We start from the raw sequence: 22597 nt of genomic DNA on the forward strand, positions 1-22597 counted from the left end.
CTTCCTCTTCTATTTCCTCCACATCTGACATATCTACTACGGTCGGTTCTGTCACTGCCTTCGTATCCAAGAAATCAAACATGGTCATCTGGTGTCCGGATGGTTCCGCAAAAGACGGTTCTACTTCCGGTGTCGGAAATATCGTATAGGTTCCTTCTGCATACTGGTGGAGTTCTGAAAGAAGTTCTGTTTTCTGCTGATAGTTTGTCCCATACGCCTCAAAATCTAATGACAAAGCTGCCAATGCTGCATCCATCTTCTGTAACAGTTCCTCTGTCTGCTCTGTTCTTTCCAACACTGCCATCAATTCTGCTCTCGACACAGCCCCAAAAAAGTCATTGGTAAATGGTCTGTCTATTCCTTCCGGAAGACGAGCATAAAAACTAAGTATCTTATTCGCCATCTGTTCCCGTTCATATTCTGGCATATGAACATAATCTTCTGCCTGCAGGAACTGGTCATTCCTTATCAAATAGGATATTCTATTGGCAACTTTCTTCCAAGATAATGAAATTGAAGCATATGGGCTATTATCATCACCTCTTGCAAGAAGCAGTCCTTTCCTGTCATAATTTACATAAAAATCATCTACATCAGGCAGTGCATGAATCCTTTTATTAGCTCCATACTTTTCTTTAACAAAATCTGTTCTGGATTTTTCATTTTCATTTAACAGATAAAAAGAATACGTTTTGAGCCTATCTTTTGAATAAGGGCCACCCCTTGCGAGAAAAGAATCTATCTCATCCTGCGTAATAAACATCTGATGTTCTTTCCACACAAATCCGTCCCTTGCCTGATAAGGGATGACCTCATCCGCAAACTTCTGAAACTGCTTTGAGATATTTACAGGATTATAATGATGGAAACGCATAATGGAATGATTTTCTTCATAGGCTTCTGCCAGTGCATCCAGTCTTTCATCCAGTTCCGAAAGCCACTGGGGATCTTCCAATTTTTCTTCCAGATAATCCGTGATCTCTGGATAGATACTGCGAAGATGTGGTAAGTCCTCTTCGTCGAAAACAATCTCCGCTACTCCTTCTGCCATATCCCCTTTCATATAGGCAAGAGCCTGGGCGTGTTCTTTTACTGCATTACTTCTTGCCGCATCCAATACAGACTGCGGTGCATATTCACCCTGGTCTAAAAGCTGATGGATACGTCCGCTGACATCTTCCCATGATAAAAATGCCTTATCTAAGATATGGTCTGTAACTGTATGCCCTACTGCGATCTGCATCCCTGTTTCATCAAACCAGACCGAATATTCATTTCCATCAATCTGAAAACCTTTTCCCCCTTTGCGGTATTCACGCTTCACAAACTCCGTATATTCCTCCGGTGTCTGTTCACTCATGAAATTATAGATGATCCGGAGCTGGCTGGCTTTCCGGTTTCCTCCTGTCCGTAAGATCTCATCGACAACTTCCTCTGGAATCGGGATTTCTCCGGCATAAAGGGCAGCTGTCCTTTCCTCGATCTGCCGTCTTTGTTCATTTGCGGTGGGATATTCGGGCAAAGATAAAGCAGAGGCGATTTCTTCCTCTGCTTTACTCAATCCATCTTCTCTTGTATCTTCGACTAACTGTATACCAATTCCGTCAAGATGCTCTCTTCCGCTGTTGCCATCAGTACGTTCATGTGTGCTGTCCATGCCATCGGATCTGCTTCCTTGTCCGGTGCCGGATTCTTCTCCAGTAATTTCTCCATCTGGCTGTCCATTCTCTCCTGTGCTGCTTTCTCGATCTGTTCCAGATGGCTGTTCAGCTTCCCGGTCAGGAACAGGCTCTGATAAAGGCTGTTCTTGTGTTCTTTCAGAAATGTCCTCCGCAGCATCCCATATTTCCCGATCGTCACTTCTTCCTCTTCGACGGTCAGATTCGGAAACAGGTAATCTCCCTTGCGATGATATGTCAGTTCCATAATCGTTTCCTCCTTCATTTTCAATATTTCCTTCTTTTTTCGTTTCTGCATCCTGATTTTTAATTTCGCATATTAACGTGGTAAAGTTGTTATAATTCCTTTCATTGGATTTTTCAACCTCTTTTCTCGCTTCTTCCAGAGAAATTTTATGTACGGTCTTTCCAATATCAATCAGAATACTCTCACTGAGCTGGCTTGCCGCATTTCCAAGGAAGGTGAGAACTGACAGACGGTTATAATCTGTGATATGCATGAAGTCCTCTTCTTCCAGAAGTTCCATCGGGTCAAGCCCGCATCGCCTGGAAAGCAGATAGTAAACACTGTCTGTTGCCAGCTGACGAAAATCACTGCGGATCGTCACCTCATCCAGATCTTCCAGATAAGTACCTTCTACAGCATATTCCAATCCATCCAGGTATTCCTCCAGATTGTCATTGACCATTTCCCTTGCGACCGCCATCAATGCGTCCTGCAAAGTTGCCGCATCCTTTTCTTCCAGAGCATAGACTTCTGCCAGATGGGTGAGGATCTCTTCTCTCTGGTGTTCCTGCATCTTCCAAAGATATGGGCTTCTGCCTCCGGCTACCATGTGGGTATCCGAAATATCAAACACATAACGAAGTTTGGTATTCTGCCAGGTTTCATCAAACAAGGCAATTCCTCTTGCACCACGATTTACCCAGCGTAACATCTTTTCATTCCATAGTTCCAGTGATGCACAGGCTGTTGCGTCTGGACGCTGTGCATGGATCAGAAGCTGGTCTGAAAAAGAATAACGATATAACCTTGATGCTGTGTCCATATAATCCATCCAATCCCCTGGCGAACTGCTCACTGATACGGCATGTTCCTGCACCAAGTTTCGGATGTCCTGTAGTTTAGACATTAAACTTCCCTCCTATCAATAAAAAAACAGCCCACTCTTTTTTAGAATTGGCTGCATAAAATGTACTTTACTTTTCGGAGAGAAAATGCTATATTCTAATTGAAAAGAGTAACCGCCCACAAGGTGGATGCTCCTGGATTAGGTTTTAATTTATTTTGCTCTCAAAGAGAGCTGCCTATCCTGTTGGCAGACAGGGTAGGCTATTTTTTTCGCTTGTTGTCCCTATTATCCAAATAGGCAAGCAAAGCAATCAGAAACGTACCGCCTAAGAACAATAAGCTCAAGACTTCGTATGTATCCATTCGCTCCACCTCCCTTCTTCTGTATCCCTTAACGGAATCTGAAAATCCAGGAGGTTTTTACCAACCCTGTACACGGTTACTCCAGTAATATTCTAACAGGTAACTCTCCGCAAAGCAATTCCTTTTTACTTCATACGGTTTTATATTCTGTTTTTCTCTTATTCTCTGGCCAATGCAGTTTCCATTCCAGATATTCCTCTTCTGTGATTCTTCCATCGCCCAATTTCTGCTTTTTCCCCATCCATTCCTGCAGATAAGACATTGTTTTTTTATCCCTCATTGTGATTCCAACTATTTCACTTTCTGAATCATTTAGCAGGAACAGATGAAAAAGCCCTCTATTTTCTTCATCCATCCAGAATAAAGTTTCCATTAATTCGTCCATTGTCGCAATTCCAGGACTTAAAAAATTTCGGACATCAACTTCCAATATTTCTGCTATCCGGATAAGCGTTTCCTGCTTCGGTGTACGCTGTCCACTTTCATATTGGGCGATTCTCACATCCGCACTACTTTCCCCATATCCTAATCTGCGTCCCAATTCCTTTTGAGTTATGTTGCGAAACATACGGATTTTTCTTATTCTTGCTCCTAATTTCAATTTCTTCTCCTTTTCAAAATGGGGCTGTGCAGTAACCACAGCCCCAGAACACTATTTATATTATCATTTGCGTTTTCTCTTAACTGTCACTACAGTTCCCAGACATCCTGCTGATACTGCAAGTGCCAGCACAAAAATAGCAATATTTGTATTATCTCCTGTTTTTGGTGAATTGGATACAGAAGTCGCATCAGAACCATGGGAACCAGGAGTGCTGACTCCCTGGTTTTCTGATGTTTCCGGAGTGTCTTTTTCCGGAGCTTTCTTATTTGTCAGATCCAGAGTATATTCAATCACAGGAGTACGGTCATTGACATATTCAAACTGAATCTTATGCTCGGTTTCATCAAGCTGATAGCCATCCAGTGTTTTTGTTTCTTTCAGGATATATGTGATTGCTTTTTTATACTGCCCATTCTTAAAAGTCGCAATCGGATAATTCTTTGATTCTGCATGGCCAGCACTGTCTGTTACCAGAGTTTCCAGAACTTTACCTTTGCTGTCACAAAGGGCAAATTCTACACCTTTCATTGGCTTCTTGGTATCTTTATCCGTTTTATTTAAGATTACCTTGCCCATTGCCTGTTCATCTTCCATTTTGGCTCCCTGAACATCTCCGGTGTCCTTAACCTCAAATGTCACTTTATTTGCCACAATATAGCCTTTCGGTGCTGTTTCCTCCAACAACGTATAAGTGCCGACTGAAAGTTTCTCTACATAATGGGGCTGATCACCAGATGTCCAGCTTTCCATAACTTCCTGGTTTTCATTAAGAATATACAGTTTAGCACCTTTGACCTCGCTGCTTCCATCTGTCATATCAACTTTACTGATCAGAATTTTTGTTGTATCATCCTGCATTTCTACTTTCTGTATATCTGCAGTATTTTCTACTACAAACGTAATGGATTCTGCAGTTGCATAACCATCAGCAGGAATTGTCTCTGTTAATGTATATTTCTTTCCAACTTCCAGTTCCTTAATGATGTGTGGTGTGCTTCCGGAAGTCCACTCATCCACAACGTTTCCCTCTGGATCGGATACTTTCAGTTTTGCACCTGGTAATTCTTCCCCAGTTGTAAGATCTGATTTTGTGATTTCAAAAGTAGTTGGCTCGTCTTCATAAGTGAACTCAAAGGATACTTCTGCAACATCTTCTCTCGCATAAGTAAAGTCAAATTCCTTGATTTCTTCTGTTGTTACAAATCCTGCAGGAGCCTGCACTTCTTTTACATAGTAGCTGCCATTGATTGGAAGATCTGCCGTAAATACAATTCTTCCATCCTGATCCGTAGCTTTCTGCTCGATCATGGTATCTGCTTTCATGATTACTTCGCCTTCTGCATTTAAAATATCATTCTTTGTATAAAGTGCAAATACTCCGCCTTCCAGAACACGATCTGTATTTTTTTCTTTCTTAACTACAGTTACTTTTGCTTTCTGGCGGTTATTCTGCCAGTCCTCATCATAAGTCACAACCGGAGTATTCTGATCACGATAAGTCAGATCAACCTCTCTGATTTCTCCATCCAGAACATATCCATCCGCCGCCTCTTTTTCCTTTACATAATATTTGCCTAAAGGAAGATCTTCTGATCTCGCATATCCAAGAGCATCTGTCGTAATTGTTGCTACCAGTTCGTCCTTTTTATAATAATCACTGCTTTCCCCATCTGCAGCCTTGATATCCTCCGCTGCATAAATTTCAAAAGTAACATCTTTCAAAGAACCTGTAACATAACCAAATGCTGCGTCCATGCCGCCTGCCAGCATATCTTTCCAGGTAACTTCTTTGACAAATTCACCTTTTTTATTGATGATGATTCGTCCAACCGGAACAGCATCCTTCATCTCTACTTTTTGAACTTCTGCGGTATCAGAAACTGTAAATTTCACTTCCTCTGCCTGCAGATAACCATATGGTGCAAACTCTTCCCGAAGTGTGTAGGTTTTTCCCACATGGAGTCTCTTTATTACATGAGCTTTTCCTTTTACAGAAGTCCATTTTTCTACTTCTTTTCCGTCTGAATCCAAAACCGTCAGTGTTGCTCCGTCAAGTTCCACACCTGTTGTAATATCTGATTTCGTAAATTCAGTTGTTGTCGGCGCATTCCTAAAAACAGTTTCCAGTTTTACTGTTTTTACTTCCTGTCCCTGATATTTCGCAGTCACCTCAATCTGCTCATCCGAAGATACAAAACCATCTGGGGCTGCCAGTTCTTTTATATAATAAGTTCCAAATGGCAGATCCTGCTCAAAAACAGCTTTTCCATCTTCACCTGTTACCGCTTTTGTAAGCAGTTCGTCTGCTTTTACCAGTACCTTATCCCCTGCTTTTATATCCTCTTTTGCGTAAAGACCAAACTCTGCTCCAGAAAGCCCTTTCTCATTTTCAGCATCTTTTTTCACAACTGACACTTCTACTTTCTGGCGGTCATTTATAAACTCTGCACTCTGTGAGATCACTGGTGTATTCTGGTCTGCATAGACGAAAGAAATCTTCTGTTCTTCTTCATTTAATACAAATCCCTCCGGTGCAGTCTTTTCTACAACTTTGTATTCTCCTAGAGGCAGATTATCAAGCTCTGCTTTTCCGGATTCATCCGTTGTCAGTTCTGCAACTTTTTCACCCTTTGCATATTTCAGGATTCTTTTTCCTGTATCATCTTTCTGGAAATCTGCTGTATAGATATCCTCTGCAGCATATACTTCATATACTGCACCGGAAAGGTTTTGAACTTCATACCTAAAATCATTCTTATAGGTCGAAAGAACCTCTCCTTTTTTCTGTACAGTGAGTTTTCCTTTCACCGAATGGTCCTCATATACCACTTCAATGACCGCATCACCTGAAACCGGATCCGTCTGATACAGGGTATTGGTATCCACCTGTATTTCGACATAATTTTTGTTAATGGTATAACCGTCCGGTGCTGTTACCTCTTCGATTCTATAATGACCAATTTTTAAATTCTGAGGCAGTATCAGATATCCATCTATATCTGTGAAATATGAGGTATGTGTAACAGTTGTCGGGTATGTAGTTACCTGCTCTACATATTTTTCATGATCCATATCATAAATTTTAAACTCTGTTCCCGGAATTAGAACAGATTTTTTAGTCTCATCATCCTGTTTGATAATTTTCAGTTTTGCAGAAAATTCTTTATCCAAAAGAACTCTCCATGTCTGCGGCTCTGTTGGTTTATTCTCTGTAATCCGGACAATAAAATCATCTACAGGTTTGTAATTATGGGGTGTTGTAGTTTCTCTCACCAGATATGTTCCATATGGAATTGCAATGGATTTTACATAGCCTTTCTCATTTGTAAAAATTTCCGTTGCTCCATTTTCACCGATCACAACTGGCTCTGCAGAGGAAAAATCATAATTTCCATCCTCTTTTACCACCAAAGAAGATACCAGATATGCACTAAATCCAGCTCCGGATAGTAATGCAGCATCTGTGTCTCCATTATTGGCAGCTTTAATAAGTTCAAACGGCTGTTTCTTCACCGTTTCCAGTGAGGTACACTCTTTTTCTACAACCGCTGTCAGATCACCTTCATCACTGCATACAAGATCATATTCATGCTCGTCTGCCAGATATCCTACGGATGGGGTAATTTCCTTGATGTAATACTCTCCAAGATAAAGATTCTCTATCCTTGCTTTTCCTTCTTTATCGGTAGTTAGCGTACCAATCTGGCTTCCGGCTTTATAAATAACGCCTGTCTTTCCATCTGGATGGGTAATGTCGTTTCTTGCATAAAGTCCATACACCGCATTTTCCAGGGAAGCATCTCCCTGTGCCTTATTTTCTTTTGTCTCGGCATCTTTTTTATTCAAAGAGATTGCAGCACTGACCCTGTCATTCACAAAAGTATGACTGAAAGAAATTTTTGCCTGTTCATCATTGGTATAACTGAACTGGAAAGAATAAGTATCTTTCTCATTTCTGACATAACCAGCCGGAGCCTGGACTTCTTTTACATAATAAGAAAATCCCACTGGAAGATCTGCTTTAAATGCTGCTTTTCCATCAGTACCAGTAATTGCAGTCTCAATCAGAGCATCTTTTTTTACCGCTACTTTTCCATCCACAGTTTTCATATCCTGCGCTGCAAACAGAGCAAAATGCCCTCCGGATAGTGTATTTTCAGTATCTTTGTCTTTCTTTATCACCTGCACCACTGCTTTCTGACGGTCATTTGTAAAGGTAGTCTCTGAGAAAGCCGCTTCTGCAGTCTGCCCTGCATAAGAAATGGTTACTTTTTTTGTTTCTTTTGCATTATAAAAATTTTCCGGGGCCTGTGCTTCTGTTACATTATAGCTTCCAAGCGGAAGATTCTTTACCGTTACAGAACCGTTCTCACCTGTGATCAGATTTTTCGCTACTTCTGCGCCTTTTTTGTAAACTGTTTTTCCACCTGCTGTTACAATATCCTCGGCAGCATATACGTTATAAACGGCTCCTTTCTGACGGCGTTTCTCATACTGGAATGAAGTTCCATTTTCATCAGATACAGCTCCTACAAAAACTTCTCCCTCTTTATAAACGGTCAGATTTCCTTTCTGCTCTTTGTCCGTTACAGTCTGTTTGGTCGTACTGCCAACTACTAATTTCACTCCATAAGAGGAAGCCTGGACAACATAACCTTCTGGTGCTGTAATTTCCTTTAAGTAAACTGTATCCTGTGTCTTAGTAAGAGTTACACGTGAAGAACCATTGCTGTCTGTTGGCGGCATTTTAGCAATCAGCTTTGTGCAGGCGTTATCACTATATACCCCATACACGGCTCCAGCTAGATTTTTTCCAGTATCTCCATCTTTCTTTGTAATTTCAATAACTGCTTCTTCCGGCCAGTCAACTGTAATCTGCAGGTCAGAGGAATCTGTATAGTAGCCAAAACCAATGTCCTGTGAACTCTCCAATTTTAAGAGCATTGCATGGAAATCCAAAGGGAAATTAGATGTAATCGCATACTTTCCTTTCAGACTGCCCATATTGGCTGTTGTAGCTACAAGATGGAATTTCTCTCCACCCTTTACAGTGACATTTCCAGATGCCGTTTTTCCTGTGGTTTCATTAACAAGGCTTACTCCGTTCTCCAGATGAATGGTAATGGTAAATGCTTCATTTGCCTTCCAGGTAAAACTTTCTGTTTCCTTTCCCGTTGCATTAACGGAAAGTCCTGGAAGAAGTTTCATTGCTGTCGGATCAGGCATTTTAGCAAGAGCTGCTTTAATCTCTTTCAGCATATTTTTAGCGGTTGTAGAAAGCGCACCTCCAAATCCGGATTCGCCATCATATAAATAGTCAACCAGGTAATGCTGCATGGCTCTTGTCTCAGAACTGCATCCATATTTTTCCATAATGGATTTTACATTATATCCATTGAATGTATGTCCCCATCCTGGACCGCCATATCCATAGAATAAGGCTTTTCTCAAATATTTATCATCTCCGCCTTCATCCAGTTCAACCATATTTTTATATGTTGTCCCACTTGGAGGTGACTGCATGGAGTGCTGCATACAATACGCATTTACTGTATAAGTCTTTCCGCCTGCTTTGTAACGAACATATTTGTAGCTGTCATTTCCACCCTGTCCCATAACTGTATCAAACGGATGAAGCTGGCCATCTGAATAATAGTAATATTTATTTGCTTCAATATTTGTTGCATCATCCCATGGAGTATCGGTTGCAAGTAACATGATACCGTTTTCTGCCTGATCCATGGAAACACTTAGATCAATGTCATCTGCTGGCATTTCAAAACTGAATTTATCCGATTCTTCGTGATAAGTCACCTCAGAATACAATAAATCTTCTGTATTCTCTGTCTGGTTTGCCTGTACTTTTGTTGTTCCTACTGCAATTAAGCTGCCTTGCGGCATATCTCCGGAAAAAACAACGGTTTCTCCTGGCTGATACTGTCCATCTTCATGGTTCAGCTCAATATGAAATTCCTCTCCACGAACAATATTTACCTGATAATTTCCATCTGCATCTTCTGTTTTCTCTGTTCCATCTGTAAAAGAGTCGTCTGTCGCCTCTGGCATTTCTTCCGGATCTGTATCTGTAATTTCTTCAAATGTGCTGTCTGTATCCGGATTATCATCTATGGCAGGTTCTTCTGTTGAAACTTCCTCAGACGGATTTTCCGGGATTGGTGTATCTATTGGCTCTTCCTCAACCGGAATTTCTGTCGGAGTTACTTCTTCATAGATTTTATCCTCTGACGGAATTTCTACATTTACCTCATCCTGCACAGGTTCTTCACTCTCTGCAGTGCCTATGGCTGGTTCCTCGCCTTCTGCTTCATTCTCATCTTCCTGGTTGCTTACAGATTCCTGATTCTCAGATTCAGCAACCTGCACCACCGCTTCCTTTACAATCAGCTTACGATTGATCTGATAAATTGGGTGGCCACTTACTGGCTCTACATAATAAACAGCTTTGTATGTATCTTCGTAATCTGTTGTAAAGTCCTGCTTTTCCTCATTTTTTGCCTCATGGAAAGTGATCTTCACCTTTTTTTCATCTGGTATTTCCAGTCCGGTAAAATCTTTCTCCACTTCAAAAATACTGCCTGTTTCCAGTTCCAGATCTTTTGCTTTTACCACCTCATCTGCATCAAGTTCATTTTTTACCTTTTCGTATAACGGTGGCTCTTCTGGCACTACATCTGCCGCATAGGACAGTATTGGAGATAGAATTGTAGATAACACTGTAAGCATTGCCAAGAATCCCGACAAAAATCTTCTCATATTTTTTTTATTCTTCATTCTTTTTTCCTTTCTTCCGTTCCGGGAAAATCAACTGAAACTTTGGATTTCCGGTTTCTGAAACCTCCATCTTTATAGTTGCTTCATACTTCCTTTTTGTTTTCTCTGATACCAGATCTTTGAAATGCACCTGCTTCTCACTCAGCAGCTTCCTGACAGTTGCTTCATCAAGTATTTTTCCCTGACTCTCAAAAAATCGGTTATTTTTCCATAAAGTAAAACTGCAATCACTTCCTGAACAATAATAATTTCTCTTTCCCACATAAACCTTATTGCCACATCTTGGGCATTTTCCAATTTCTTTCCGACCATCTGAAAATAGTTTCTGGTATTCTTCCACTGGCTGTCCATTATCACTTACCAATTTGGTAACCATTTTTTCAATTTCGAAGAGAAATTCTTCTACATTTTTCTGGCCTCTGGAAATCAGTGTCAGATCATTTTCCCATTCTGCTGTAAGTTTTGGTGATTTGATCATTTCCGGAAGAATCCTGATCAGATTTCTTCCATCTGCAGTCGGTAATATCTGCTTCTTTTTACGCTCAATAAAGCCTTTCTCAATCAGTTTTTCAATAATCGCTGCCCTGGTAGCCGGAGTTCCAAGCCCTTTTCTCTCTGCGTCTTCTATCGTATCCGAACTTCCAGCGTGTTCCATGGCACTAAGGAGCGTATCCTCCGTATAATGTTTCGGCGGTGCTGTAAAATGTTCACTAAATTTTACAACAACACATTCAAATACCTGTCCTATTTTTATATCTGGAAAATCACTTTCCTCCTCTTCTGGCTTTTCTGCATTTTTCCCATATGATTTAAAGAACCGTTCTTCCACTTCTTTCCATCCATATTGGAGAACATTCTTTCCAGATGCAGTAAACAGTTCTCCATGACAGGAAATTTCAGTCTTAATACTCTCATATATGTATTCCTGTTCCGATGCACATAATAACTTTGATGCAATCAGCATAAGAATTTCTTTTTCTCCACCCGGAAGTGCTTTTAAATCCGTGTTTGCAATTTCTACCGTTGGTATAATTGCATGATGATCTGATACCTTTTTGCTGTTTAAAAGTCTTTTTATCTCTGGTTCCGAACCCTTCATTGATATTTCTGGAAATACTCTATTTACCGCATCAATAACCAAAAACGCATTTTCTTCCATATCATCTGTAAGATATTGGCTATCCGTCCTTGGATACGTCACCAGTTTCTTCTCATAAAGGCTTTGGGTATAGTCCAAGGTTTGCTGTGCCGTAAATCCAAGAAGACGATTTGCTTCCCTCTGTAATGTGGTCAGATCATATAATTTCGGCGGCTGTACCTTTTTCTTCTCTTTCTTTACTGAAAGAATCTGTGCAGTTTCATCCTTCATATCCTCCATCATCTGAACGGCAGCACTTTTCTCTTTTATCCGGTTGCTTACAGCATCCAATCCATCCATCAGAAGATGAACCAGATAATACTTCTCTTTCTGGAAGTTCTCGATGCTCTTTTCCCGTTCCACCAGCATTGCAAGTGTAGGTGTCTGCACCCGACCTACAATCAACCGATGGTGATACAGCACCGTAAACAGTCTGGTGGCATTAATTCCCACCAGCCAGTCTGCTTCACTTCTCGCCACCGCAGAATAATAAAGATTATCATATTCATGTCCATCTTTCATCTGCTGAAATCCTTCCAGAATTGCTTTTTCCTCCATGGAAGAAATCCACAGTCTTTTAAAGGGAAGTTTACATTCTGCCTGGTTATATACCAGGCGGAAAATCAACTCCCCTTCTCTTCCTGCATCTGTTGCACATATAATTTCTGTGACATCTGCTCTGTGAAGCAGTTCCTTTAAAACCCAAAACTGCCCTTTGGTACTTTCTTTAATCTGATATTTCCAATTCTCCGGGATCATGGGAAGTGTTTCATATTTCCATGCTTTCCAGTCATACCGGTACTGATCTGCACTGGCCAGTTCAATCAAATGCCCAATACACCAGGAAACCAGATACTCTTTTCCTTCCAGATAGCCATCTTTTACGTTTGTGGCATGAAGCACCTTCGCAATGTTTCTGGCTACGCTGGGTTTTTCCGCAATTACAAGCTGCAATTTTCTATCTCCTTTCTGCACCTGTCGCTGTAATTAAGTGAAACAAAGTTATTCCTCTGATTCTTCGTCTTCTACTTCACCTTCCATTTCATATTCTTCTAATTCTTCATCATCCTCACGAATTGTATCTTCTTCCTCCTCATCGTCGTCCTCGTCCTCTTCATAATCAAAAGAAGTATTTCTTCCTTTCATAAATTTCCAATAATAGTAAGCACCACAAACTCCTGCCAGAACCAGCAGCATTAATAAAATCGTGCCGGAATTATTGCTTTTCTTCTCAGGTTCTTCCTTTTCTTCCGGTATGATCGTAACTTCTGGTTCCGGTGTCTCTGTGATCTTCTCTGTTTCAAGTGGCAGTGCGGATTCTGCAATAGCCTGGTTCTGTGGAAGTGTGACCATGTTGGTATCCGTAAAGTTCAAAAGATCATTTTCGCCTACCTCTGTAAGAAGATAAACATTTTCATCCGTTTTATCCTTATCTACAATCAGATAAAAAACCTTATCACTTTTTGTCTTGATCGTATAAAATTCCTTTCCCCCTTTGTCCTGAACTGTTCCTGTTGTCATGCCGGAAGCATAACTTTCTCCCTGCACCCGTCCGGTATCTGCTTCTGTATCCGTTTCATTTCCTGTGTTTTCTGGTTCTGTTGGTGCAGTAGCAGTCTCGTTCGTTGTCTGATGTTCCGTTACGGTTGCCGTAGCACTGGTGGGCTTACTTGCAGTTCCATCGGCTGGCAAAGAAGCTGCATTCTGCTCCGTTCCGGAAACCTCTGTATTCTCTTTTACTGCATCTGGATTTTCATAATAAGGGTTTCCTACTTTATAGATCTCTGACATATTTCCTGCTTTGTCTTTTGCCTGCAGGGTAAAGTATTCATAGGAAGTATCCGCTTTTTGCAAACGGACATTTAACGTATTATTCGTCAGTTCTGTGAATTCATTTCCATTGACATACAAAGCAGCAATTCCCGATTCCGCATCAACTCCCTGCACGATCAGTATCCCATTCTTCGCAGCCGCAATAATAGTTGGTTTGGTTTTATCAAAACACTCTATGTAACGATTCTGCTCATAAGTATTTCCATTCTGATCGGTAACTCTCACATAAACACTACAATTAGAAGAGATGGATACTTCCATATTTCCGGTTATGTCTGACCATCCTCCATTTTCTGAAAGTCTTGCTTCTACTTTTGCAATAGAAAAAGCACCTGTATTCTTTGTATCTTCCACTTGAATTTTTACGGTTGCCGTATCTGTCTGCCAGCCTTCGGGTTCTGTAAAGGTAATCCCTACTTCCGGTGTTTCCGTCACATCATTTCCTGCATCTTCCTGTGCCTGTTCCACTGGATCTGCATGAATTTCAACTTCTGATCCATCTGAAAAATCAACATCTTCCGGGCTGCTTTCTTCTGATGATTCCACTTCTACATTATCTGCCCATACAGTCAGACTTCCGGGCGAACTATAAAAGAAAGCTCCTGCCGGAAGTCCTGCTAACGTAGCTGCGGTTAAAAATACAGCTGCTCTTTTATGAAATTTCTTCATTTTCTGTCTGCTCCTTTTCTCTGGTTTCCAATATCTTTTTTTGTTCCTCCTTGCTGATATCAATCATCAACTGAAGTTCCTCTGCGGAAACTCCATTGCTTCGGATAATTTTCAGATACTCCATATCCTCTGCCTGTTTCTTCTGTTCTTCCAGATCCCTTGCTTTTTTCTGTAGCTTTTCAATCTTAACGTAGGTTCTTGCAAGTTCTTCTTTTATTCGTTCAATGTTCAAATACGCCCCTCCTTATGGCCTGCCAAAAGCATAAAAATGAGACTGCCAGTATGCAGAATTAATGGACGTATACTGAATTGGATTTCCACAATGGATCATCTGTCCATCTCCGGCATAAATTCCTACGTGGGTAACCGGCTCTCCCGCATCATACGTCCCAGTGAAAAAGATAATATCTCCTGGCCTTGCTTCTTCTGGTGATACAGGCATACAAATGTCATAAATTCCCTGTGCAGTAAGTCTTCCCATATTGCAGACACCCGAATTGGTAAACACATAGCTTACAAAACCAGAACAGTCAAAAGAAGTCTCCGGGCTGGAACCGCCCCATACATACGGCATACCAAGATATTTGTCTGCTTCCGCAAATAATCTCCGCACAGTCTCATCATCATAACTGCCGCCTCCACCATACAGCCCGCTATCTCCGGTACTGATATAAAAAACAGGATTATAATATTCCCCATCTTTGACCAGTTCCAAATATAACTGGCTTCCGGTTGCACTTCCTGTACTTCCCGTTGTACCAATTACAGTATCTGTTGTTACTTCCTGACCATTTGCTACCGAAATGCTCTGCAGATAAGCGTATTTAATCTGCACACCTTTTTTATCCTGCGTAACTACATAATTTCCAAAAGTTCCGCTATATCCTACATCTACAACAAAACCATTCATCGCTGACTTCACTTCTGTTCCCTGTCGTACATTAACCGTCACACCTCTGTGAAGTTGTGTCTGCCCGGTTCCATTGTTTACAGAATACCCATAATAGGTACTGATATAGGCATACCAGTTTAACTCAACCGGAGTTTTATATGTCTGTAAATTTCCTCTGTTGGAATAGACCTCTTCATAAATTTCCTGCTCATCCTCTTCCATTCTGGACAGAATAACACTTCTAAGCGGTTTTGCCTGAACAGAAACATTCAGTACATCTGCAGTTACTGTACGGGTAACTTCCACAGAGTTCTGATTGCCCTCTGCCAGAAAACATTCCCAGGTCTGATGACCATGTGCCTCAGCTACTGCGTGATTATCATAATAAACATCAAACTGGACACCATACTGGGCAAAGTTTCCAGTATCTTCTACGGTGTACTCAATCCCATTCATCACTACTTTCGTCCCCATTGGAAGAAATGGGTTTGCAGCATCAACCGCAAGCGTATGATTAGCCTGTGGCATTGCCCCTGAAGCAGTTGGTCCTCCACTCCACACGCCACAGCAGATAGGACAGTTACAGTATCCACTGGTCACAACATTTCCCAATGACTGCCCTACCTGTATTGTAGATGTTTCCTGCCGGGTTTCACTTTTTTCCTCTACGGTGATTCCGTACTGTAAAGAAAAAATTGTTTCCAGTTCTCCTTTTATCTCATCAAACTTAAAATCCCCATACCTGGCAGTCAGATAACTGATCAATGTATGGGGATCATGGCCGATTTCACCAATGTTATATCTGTATTCATCTTTTCCTGGATACCGGGCTTCCATCTGGTTTATTTTCTGTTGAAGACTGGCTTCCAACTGCGTATAATACAACTCTGCTTTTTCAATTTCGTCCGAATCCGCAATGTAACTGGAAGCGATTACCGTAGAAATTCCATTAGAAAACATAGCCGAACAGGAAGCAAATCCTGTCATTACGGAAAGAAGCAAAATCAATAACAACCCCATTGAGATCAGAGTAGTTACATTTCTTACAAATACTTCCTGTGCCTTTCTTGCAATTTTAGTAGCAAGATTTACTGACCGGATTGAGGTGTCTTTTGTTTCTTTTGCAATCTTCCCAGCCCGGTATGCCATCTGATACTCTCGCTTAATCCTCTGCTTCTGTATTAATTTTCTGATCAGCTTTTTCTGCATCTCTGGATGTTCTTCCAGATATTTCTGATATTGATACCTGGATGCACTCTTCCAGGCTCTTTTCTCTAAACGGTTTTCTTTATGTATCTGACTGCGGTTCTTCCGGATATTTCTACTGCTATGTTCCTGTAATATCCACTCACCTGAACGCACCAGCTTATGTGCTGCATCTACAGCACTGTTTTCCTCTTCGTCTTCGCCTGCTTTCTGATATACTGCATTTTTTAATGCTTTCTTTGGAACAGAAGACAAGGTTTTCTTTTTACCATCCGTTTTCCCTGTTTTTTTGTCGAAATATAAATGGTACTTTACCTTTGCTTTCTGTTCCTCATTTGTTTTCTTGGTATAAACAGAATCTTTCGGAATTTTGTTCTGCCTCTCAGCTTCCTGTTTTCTTGCAGCCTTATCCACTTCCTGATAAGTTTTTATTGTTTTTCGGCTATATTTCTGCTTTCCTTTTTTTCGGTTTGTAGAAACATCATTCTTCTCTGCCTGAAAATGTCCTCCATCTGTTTCAGCCGAAGTTTTCTTTTCTTTCTTCAGACTTCCATCTGTCTCCAGTTTTCCAAACTGCAGTCTCTGCTGTTTCTTTTTCTGTCGCTGATACTGGCTCCTGTGTTTTTCTTTGCGCTCACGTATTTCTACCGCTGAATCCACAGATACACCTGCAGGCTTGTCCCGATATCTGTACCGTCCCTGTGTTTTTCGTTTTCCCGGAGGACTGTTTGCAGCCTCTTCTTTTTTGGCAGGATTTCCCTCCTGAACTTTTTCGGAAAATTGTTTCTTTTCAGCTTTTTTATGAGAGTTTTTCTTCTTTTCAGAAGTAATAAATGCCTGTTCTACATCCTTCTGTTTATAAGGCAACTCCTGATCGCTGTTTGTAACTTTTCTGGTCTCCTTTGTTGCAAGATTTTCCTCAACCAGACCATTTCTGGTCATACGGCTGACTTTCTTCTCTTTCGCCGTATATTTTTGTTTTCCCAATGTACCTCACCTCTGCTTTTTTGTCCGTTAAGTCTGAATCTCATCCGGTTTAGTACTCATCAAAGCATAGGTTCTGGTATCCTGCGGATATCTGTCTGCAAAAGGTATGATTACATTTCCGTAAAAAAGCAGCCCTTCTCCTGCATTACTGTTATTTACAAAAGAAATCTGATGCTTGGAAATATTCAATTTCTCCGCAAGGATCTTCTGATCCCCGCTGTGCTGATTTAACATCAGGATAAAATCACTGTTTCCCACAATACTTTCTACTGCCAGAGAGCCAAGAAAATCTGTTACATTCTGACTGATTCCTGTAATGATTCCACCCCACTTACGAAATCTCTTCCACATTTCAATAGAATAATTAGCAGTCTGTGGCTGGTTCAGCAAAAGGTGAAATTCATCCACATAATAACGGGTTGATTTCCTGCGACTGCGGTTCTGTGATACTCTTGTCCAAACCATATGCTGGACAATCAACATCCCTGCTTTTCGTAGTGTGGTTCCAAGTTCCCGGATATCAAAGCATACCACTCTGTTCTGCGTATCGACATTACTTCGATGGTTAAATACATTCTGCGATCCTGTTACATACAACTGCAGACTGTTGGCAATGTTCTGTGCTGCTGGTTTATCTGGTGCATAAAAGTTCAGACGTTCATAGAAATCCTGCAGAGTCGGCATATTTTCCGGTTTTGGATCATTGTAAAGATATTTTTTATAAATGTCTTTTACACACAGGTCAATCATGGAAACCTCATCACCATTTAATTCTGCATTTTGAGGTTTCTTCATAATGACCTCGCAGAAAGATGTGATAAACTCTGCTTTATCAGCAATAATGGTATCAATATCCTCCACATCGCCATTAATCCTGTATTTCTCCGGATGATAAATAACATCCAGGTTCACTTCCATAGGATTGATGTAATCATTACTTTTTGCACTGATTTTAATAACTTCACCATTTAAGGCATTTACCAGCGGAAAATATTCTCCCTCCGGGTCACAGATAATAATGTCATCGTCTGTAATCAGGAAAACATTGAGAATTTCTCTTTTCGTTGCAAAACTCTTACCGGAACCAGGAGTACCCAAAATCAGGCCGTTAGGTGTTTTCAATCGTTTCCGATCCACCATAATGAGATTGTTTGACAGTGCATTTAAGCCATAGTAAAGAGCTTCACCGCCTTGGAAAAGTTCCTGTGTGGTAAACGGAACAAAGATTGCTGTAGAAGTCGTAGTCATAATTCTCTGTATTCCAGTCTGGTTCATTCCCAGTGGCAGTGATGCCACAAGTCCCTGTTCCTGCTGATATTGAAGTCTCCGTATATTACAATTATATTTCTGAGCAATTCCTGCCGTCTGATACACAATATTGTCCAGTTTTCTCTTATTGTCCGCTGTATTCATCAGCAAAAAAGTAAGTTCAAAAAGTTTCTCATTCCTGGACTGGATTTCATTGAGCAATCCCTCCACATCCTCTCCGTATGTAGAAATGTCCGTTGGAATAATATCCATATCATATCCGCTTCTGACCGCTTTCTTCTGTTCTTCAATTTTCATTTTCTGAATATTTGACAGCGTACTTTTCAGACTTTTAATAGCTGCCTTGGGATCAATGGGACGCAGGTGCATATTGATGATAAGATTCTCTTCCAGATCCAGCAGATCTGCCAGCAGTTTATCCGTAAGTTCTGGTGATGTAATCTGTAAATATGACACGCATCCAAAAGTCTGTCCCATCCGAAAATAGCTGTCATTACGAAAATCAAATCCGGTAGGTGCAATAAAGTCTTTTGTCTGCAGACCTGTTTTTGCAACCATCCCATAATGGAAATGGAAAGATTCTTTTGTGTCCATATTCATCACATCATGCAGAATTTTCAGACGTTCTACTCCATTTAAAGGCTCTGCCATGGCTCCCATCACCTTAAAATTATTCAACACACTGGCTTCAATTCTCTCCAGCCTGGATTTTGCATTTCGCAGATTATCCGCTTTAATGGAAAATGTGATATATTTTGTTTTTACAAGCCCGTTATTTCCTTTGGAAAGCTGCATTTTCAACATATCCGAATATTCTTTCCGGATATCATTGAAACAGTCATCCTGCTCTGGAATATCAATATTTTTTGCATACTCATCAAAATTCACCTGTTGATTAAGAAATGTAATTTGTACCTCAACAGAGCTGTCAAATGAATTCAGGAACTCACAATAGTTCTCAAAAATAGCCGCTTTATCATCATTCTGCGCTAACTGGTAATTTATATCGTAGAACTGCACCATTTTTGAATAATAGTTATCATCCGTTCTGCAGATACCATCCTTATATATTTCCTTATATGGAATCGTATCCTGCGCTGTAAAAGGCTTCCTCTTCTTCTGATTCTCCGCTTTTATCATCCGAAGTTCTTTCAGACGCTTTTTTTCCTCTTTCGTAAGTCCGGTTTTCTGTTTCTTATTTTTTTCGGTCTGCTTTTTTAAAGAAATGGAACGGATTTCTCGTTTCCCTGGCTTCTTTTGCCTTTTTCTCAAGCCATGCACCCTCTTTCTCTAATTTATCGTACTCTATAATCCGGTCATATAAGTTTTGGGAACGATAGACCCTGATTCCAGGTCTTAAAAATTTCTGCCGGATAATGTGAAGCAATATTTTCTCTGCTGGAAATCCATCCTTTTCATACATTGCAAAAAAGAAAAATGGCAGCATCACTATGATCATAAGCGTTGCTGCCACATCTGTTCCCAGTCCTGCTTTTGTCAGCAAATAGACCGGAACACCACAAATTCCTGCCAGAGAAAAACATATAATTTGTCTTTTAGTTAAATTCAGTGCTAATTTTGTCTTTATTTTTGAAAAATCTTTCGGCACTGGAACATATGCCATATTCTTGTTTCCTCCTAATGTGCATTGAAGATTGATTTTGCCAGGGAACTGGTCTTAAACAGACTGAAACATAAAATAACTGTATATGCTGCAACTGACCAGATAGCTGTATGAAGATTATCCGCAACTGTAATGGCATTTACCAGAACCGCATAAATCGCAACACATACCATCATAAAAAATCCCTGGAATCCCAACGCTAATAATGCCTTCACGTAATTATTTCCAATACTTCCCCATTCCCTGTTCGTAAATGTTGAAAACGGAATAGGTGCCACAGAGACATAAAGATATATTTCTATCATTCGTCCATATAAAATGACGGTAATCAGGACTGATATGATTTTTAGACATAAACTGACCAGCATCGTTTCCAGACCAAGCCCCAGTAATTCTCCGATTCCCATATCTTCAATCTGCGTTTCAAGAAGCGTTTTCAATGCTTCTGTAACATCAATAGATGCGGAACCGGTTATCATACCGCCAGCATTGGATACCACATGATTCGCTACATCAAAAATTGCCATCGCAATATCAAAAGTATGAGTAACAAGATATACCGCTACCCACATCTTGAAAATGTATTTGAAAAACATAAACGTATCCGTATCGTGCATATTGTTTTTTTCCATAATCATGGAAATCAGCTCATAACACAGTACAAATGTAATAATCATCCCCGCAATGGGGACAATGACATTATCCGACAGATTTTTTATCATGGAAAAAATGCCACTGTTCCAATTTTGGGGTGTTTTCCCAACCTCCGCAGCAATCGTTTCTACTTTGGTATTTACATCGGTAAACATGGTATCCAGGTTTGATGTGATCCAGCCTGTTAGCAGATCCTTTATGAACTCTGTTATTTTTTCGGTTATTCCACCCATTTATTTATCCAAACAAAGTTGCAAGCTGTGGAATCAGGTTTATTCCAATCAGTACGATGCCACCGCCCGCCATCAACTGTTTTATTCCTTGTGACTTTGCACCCGGATTGTCCGTTCCATATCCTTCCAGCAGATTGATCACTCCCCAGGCTGCAAGTCCGGCTCCGATCGCACAAACCAATGTTTTTAAGGTCGTAATTGCCGTTGTAAAAAATGCCATAAGTGTACCTTTGGAAAACTTACATTTTCCAGTCCTTTCTTAGATTTTTTCCAGAAATGGAAGAAAACACTATATAAACCCTGCCTTTTGTGCTACACTAAGCATAGGATTTTCTACTTGGAAAATTCCTCACACGTACAGTCGGTATATTCATTTTCGTCGATGGATACCGACTGTTCCCTTTTTCCAAATTATTCATGATTTCCTCCCATGATCCACTTCCCGACAATTTGTCGAGAAGTTACATCTGATACAATTCCACTTCATCCTCTGGTTTCAGTATCAGATTAGTACTCAGATATTTTTCAATATCAAAAGTATTCTTTTTGTCATAATCGGACAGATATTTGTAGTTTTTATGTTTGCAAATATCGTATTTATTTGAGAAAAATGGTCTGACACCTCTCACCTGCAGAATACATTTTCCCCCGTCCATGACTGCTATTTCATCCTGGCTCATCAACTCCTTTCCTGTTTTCTGGTAGTTCATTCCATAAGACCGCTGACTGCCTCTCGTATCCGATGTGTTATAAAGATCTATGGTTTCTTTTCCCAGGATCTCCGCTATTTCCTTTAATGTCGTTTTTTCCTTTCCACCCAGGAATAAGGTCGTATCACAGTTCCCTTCGATGGTATCGGCATTATCCTTATAAATTGCCTTAAGCTGAGACTTTGACTGCAAAATAATAGAAGCTGAGATTTCCCGGCTTCTAATCGTAGCAATCAATTTTTCAAATTTAGGAATTTGTCCGATGTTCGCAAACTCGTCCAGGAGACACCTCACATGAATTGGAAGTCTGCCTCCATATACATCATCAGCTCTGTCACAGAGCAGATTAAAAAGCTGTGTGTACATAATAGAAACAATAAAATTAAAGGTATCATCGGTATCTGAAATAATAACAAACAATGCAGTTTTCCTGTCACCAACCAGATCCAATTCCAGCTCGTCATAACTCATAAGCTCCCGCAGTTCCGCAATATCAAAGGGTGCGAGTCTTGCACCACAACTGATCAGAATAGATTTTGCTGTCTTACCGGCAGCCAGCTTGTATTTTTTGTACTGCCTTACTGCAAAATGGTTCGGGTCTTTCTGCGCCAGTTCATCAAACATCAGATCTACTGGATTCTTGAAATTCTCATCATCTTCCCTGGCTTCTGACACATTGATCATTTCCAACAGAGTATTAAAATTCTTTTCTTCTTCCCTGCCTTCATACCAGATATAACCAATCAGGGCACAATAATAGAGTTTTTCCGCCTTTACCCAAAAATCCTCACCTGATTGCTGCCCTTCACCTTTGGTATTAGCAATAATGGTTGTTACCAGTTTTAGAATATCTTTTTCACTGCGGATATATA

13 protein-coding genes are annotated in these 22597 nt (G+C 40.5%); all 13 read right to left on the bottom strand.

What is annotated here, in order from left to right:
- Positions 1-1584: 1584 nt before the first annotated feature.
- Entirely contained in the window at positions 1585-1977 is a 393-nt protein-coding gene (locus LI112_RS18545) for a TnpV protein (RefSeq protein WP_319638779.1), read from the bottom strand.
- A gap of 1035 nt (positions 1978-3012) precedes the next feature.
- Positions 3013-3114 carry a putative holin-like toxin gene (locus LI112_RS13270; RefSeq protein ID WP_015524590.1) on the bottom strand — a complete coding sequence of 34 codons (102 nt, stop codon included), beginning with the start codon at positions 3112-3114 and terminating at the stop codon, positions 3013-3015.
- Positions 3115-3244: 130 nt separating this feature from the next.
- A complete protein-coding gene (locus LI112_RS13275) occupies positions 3245-3715 on the bottom strand; it encodes a helix-turn-helix domain-containing protein (RefSeq protein WP_114002924.1) in 471 nt (156 codons plus the stop codon).
- Between the two features lie 63 nt (positions 3716-3778).
- The gene (locus tag LI112_RS13280) at positions 3779-10510 is read right to left on the bottom strand and encodes a SpaA isopeptide-forming pilin-related protein (protein ID WP_227190863.1); all 6732 of its coding nucleotides are present in this window, start codon (positions 10508-10510) and stop codon (positions 3779-3781) included.
- A complete protein-coding gene (locus LI112_RS13285) occupies positions 10500-12602 on the bottom strand; it encodes a DNA topoisomerase 3 (RefSeq protein WP_227190864.1) in 2103 nt (700 codons plus the stop codon). Before LI112_RS13285 ends, LI112_RS13280 begins: the two co-directional genes overlap by 11 nt.
- Positions 12603-12650: 48 nt before the next feature.
- Positions 12651-14150, bottom strand: a complete 1500-nt coding sequence (locus LI112_RS13290; protein ID WP_173722370.1) for a CD1107 family mobile element protein — start codon at positions 14148-14150, stop codon at positions 12651-12653.
- Positions 14134-14382 carry a DUF4315 family protein gene (locus tag LI112_RS13295; protein WP_021652602.1) on the bottom strand — a complete coding sequence of 83 codons (249 nt, stop codon included), beginning with the start codon at positions 14380-14382 and terminating at the stop codon, positions 14134-14136. The genes LI112_RS13290 and LI112_RS13295 overlap by 17 nt, the downstream gene beginning before the upstream one ends.
- Positions 14383-14394: 12 nt before the next feature.
- Positions 14395-17235 (bottom strand): CD1108 family mobile element protein, encoded by a 2841-nt coding sequence (locus tag LI112_RS13300; RefSeq protein ID WP_227190865.1) that lies wholly within the window; start codon positions 17233-17235, stop codon positions 14395-14397.
- A 27-nt stretch (positions 17236-17262) separates the two neighbouring features.
- A complete protein-coding gene (locus LI112_RS13305) occupies positions 17263-19731 on the bottom strand; it encodes a VirB4-like conjugal transfer ATPase, CD1110 family (RefSeq protein WP_055066075.1) in 2469 nt (822 codons plus the stop codon).
- A complete protein-coding gene (locus LI112_RS13310; protein WP_227190866.1) occupies positions 19700-20128 on the bottom strand; it encodes a PrgI family protein in 429 nt (142 codons plus the stop codon). The genes LI112_RS13305 and LI112_RS13310 overlap by 32 nt, the downstream gene beginning before the upstream one ends.
- Positions 20129-20142: 14 nt before the next feature.
- Positions 20143-21015, bottom strand: coding sequence for a VirB6/TrbL-like conjugal transfer protein, CD1112 family (locus LI112_RS13315; protein ID WP_015541262.1), 873 nt, complete (start codon positions 21013-21015; stop codon positions 20143-20145).
- Between the two features lie 4 nt (positions 21016-21019).
- A complete protein-coding gene (locus tag LI112_RS13320; RefSeq protein WP_015524585.1) occupies positions 21020-21235 on the bottom strand; it encodes a Maff2 family mobile element protein in 216 nt (71 codons plus the stop codon).
- A gap of 241 nt (positions 21236-21476) precedes the next feature.
- Positions 21477-22597, bottom strand: a 1121-nt coding sequence (locus tag LI112_RS13325) for a VirD4-like conjugal transfer protein, CD1115 family (protein WP_227190867.1), incomplete at its 5' end; no start/stop codon positions are given.

It is taken from the genome of Blautia sp. 210820-DFI.6.14, from assembly GCF_020558815.1.
Lineage (GTDB): Bacteria > Bacillota > Clostridia > Lachnospirales > Lachnospiraceae > Blautia_A > Blautia_A obeum.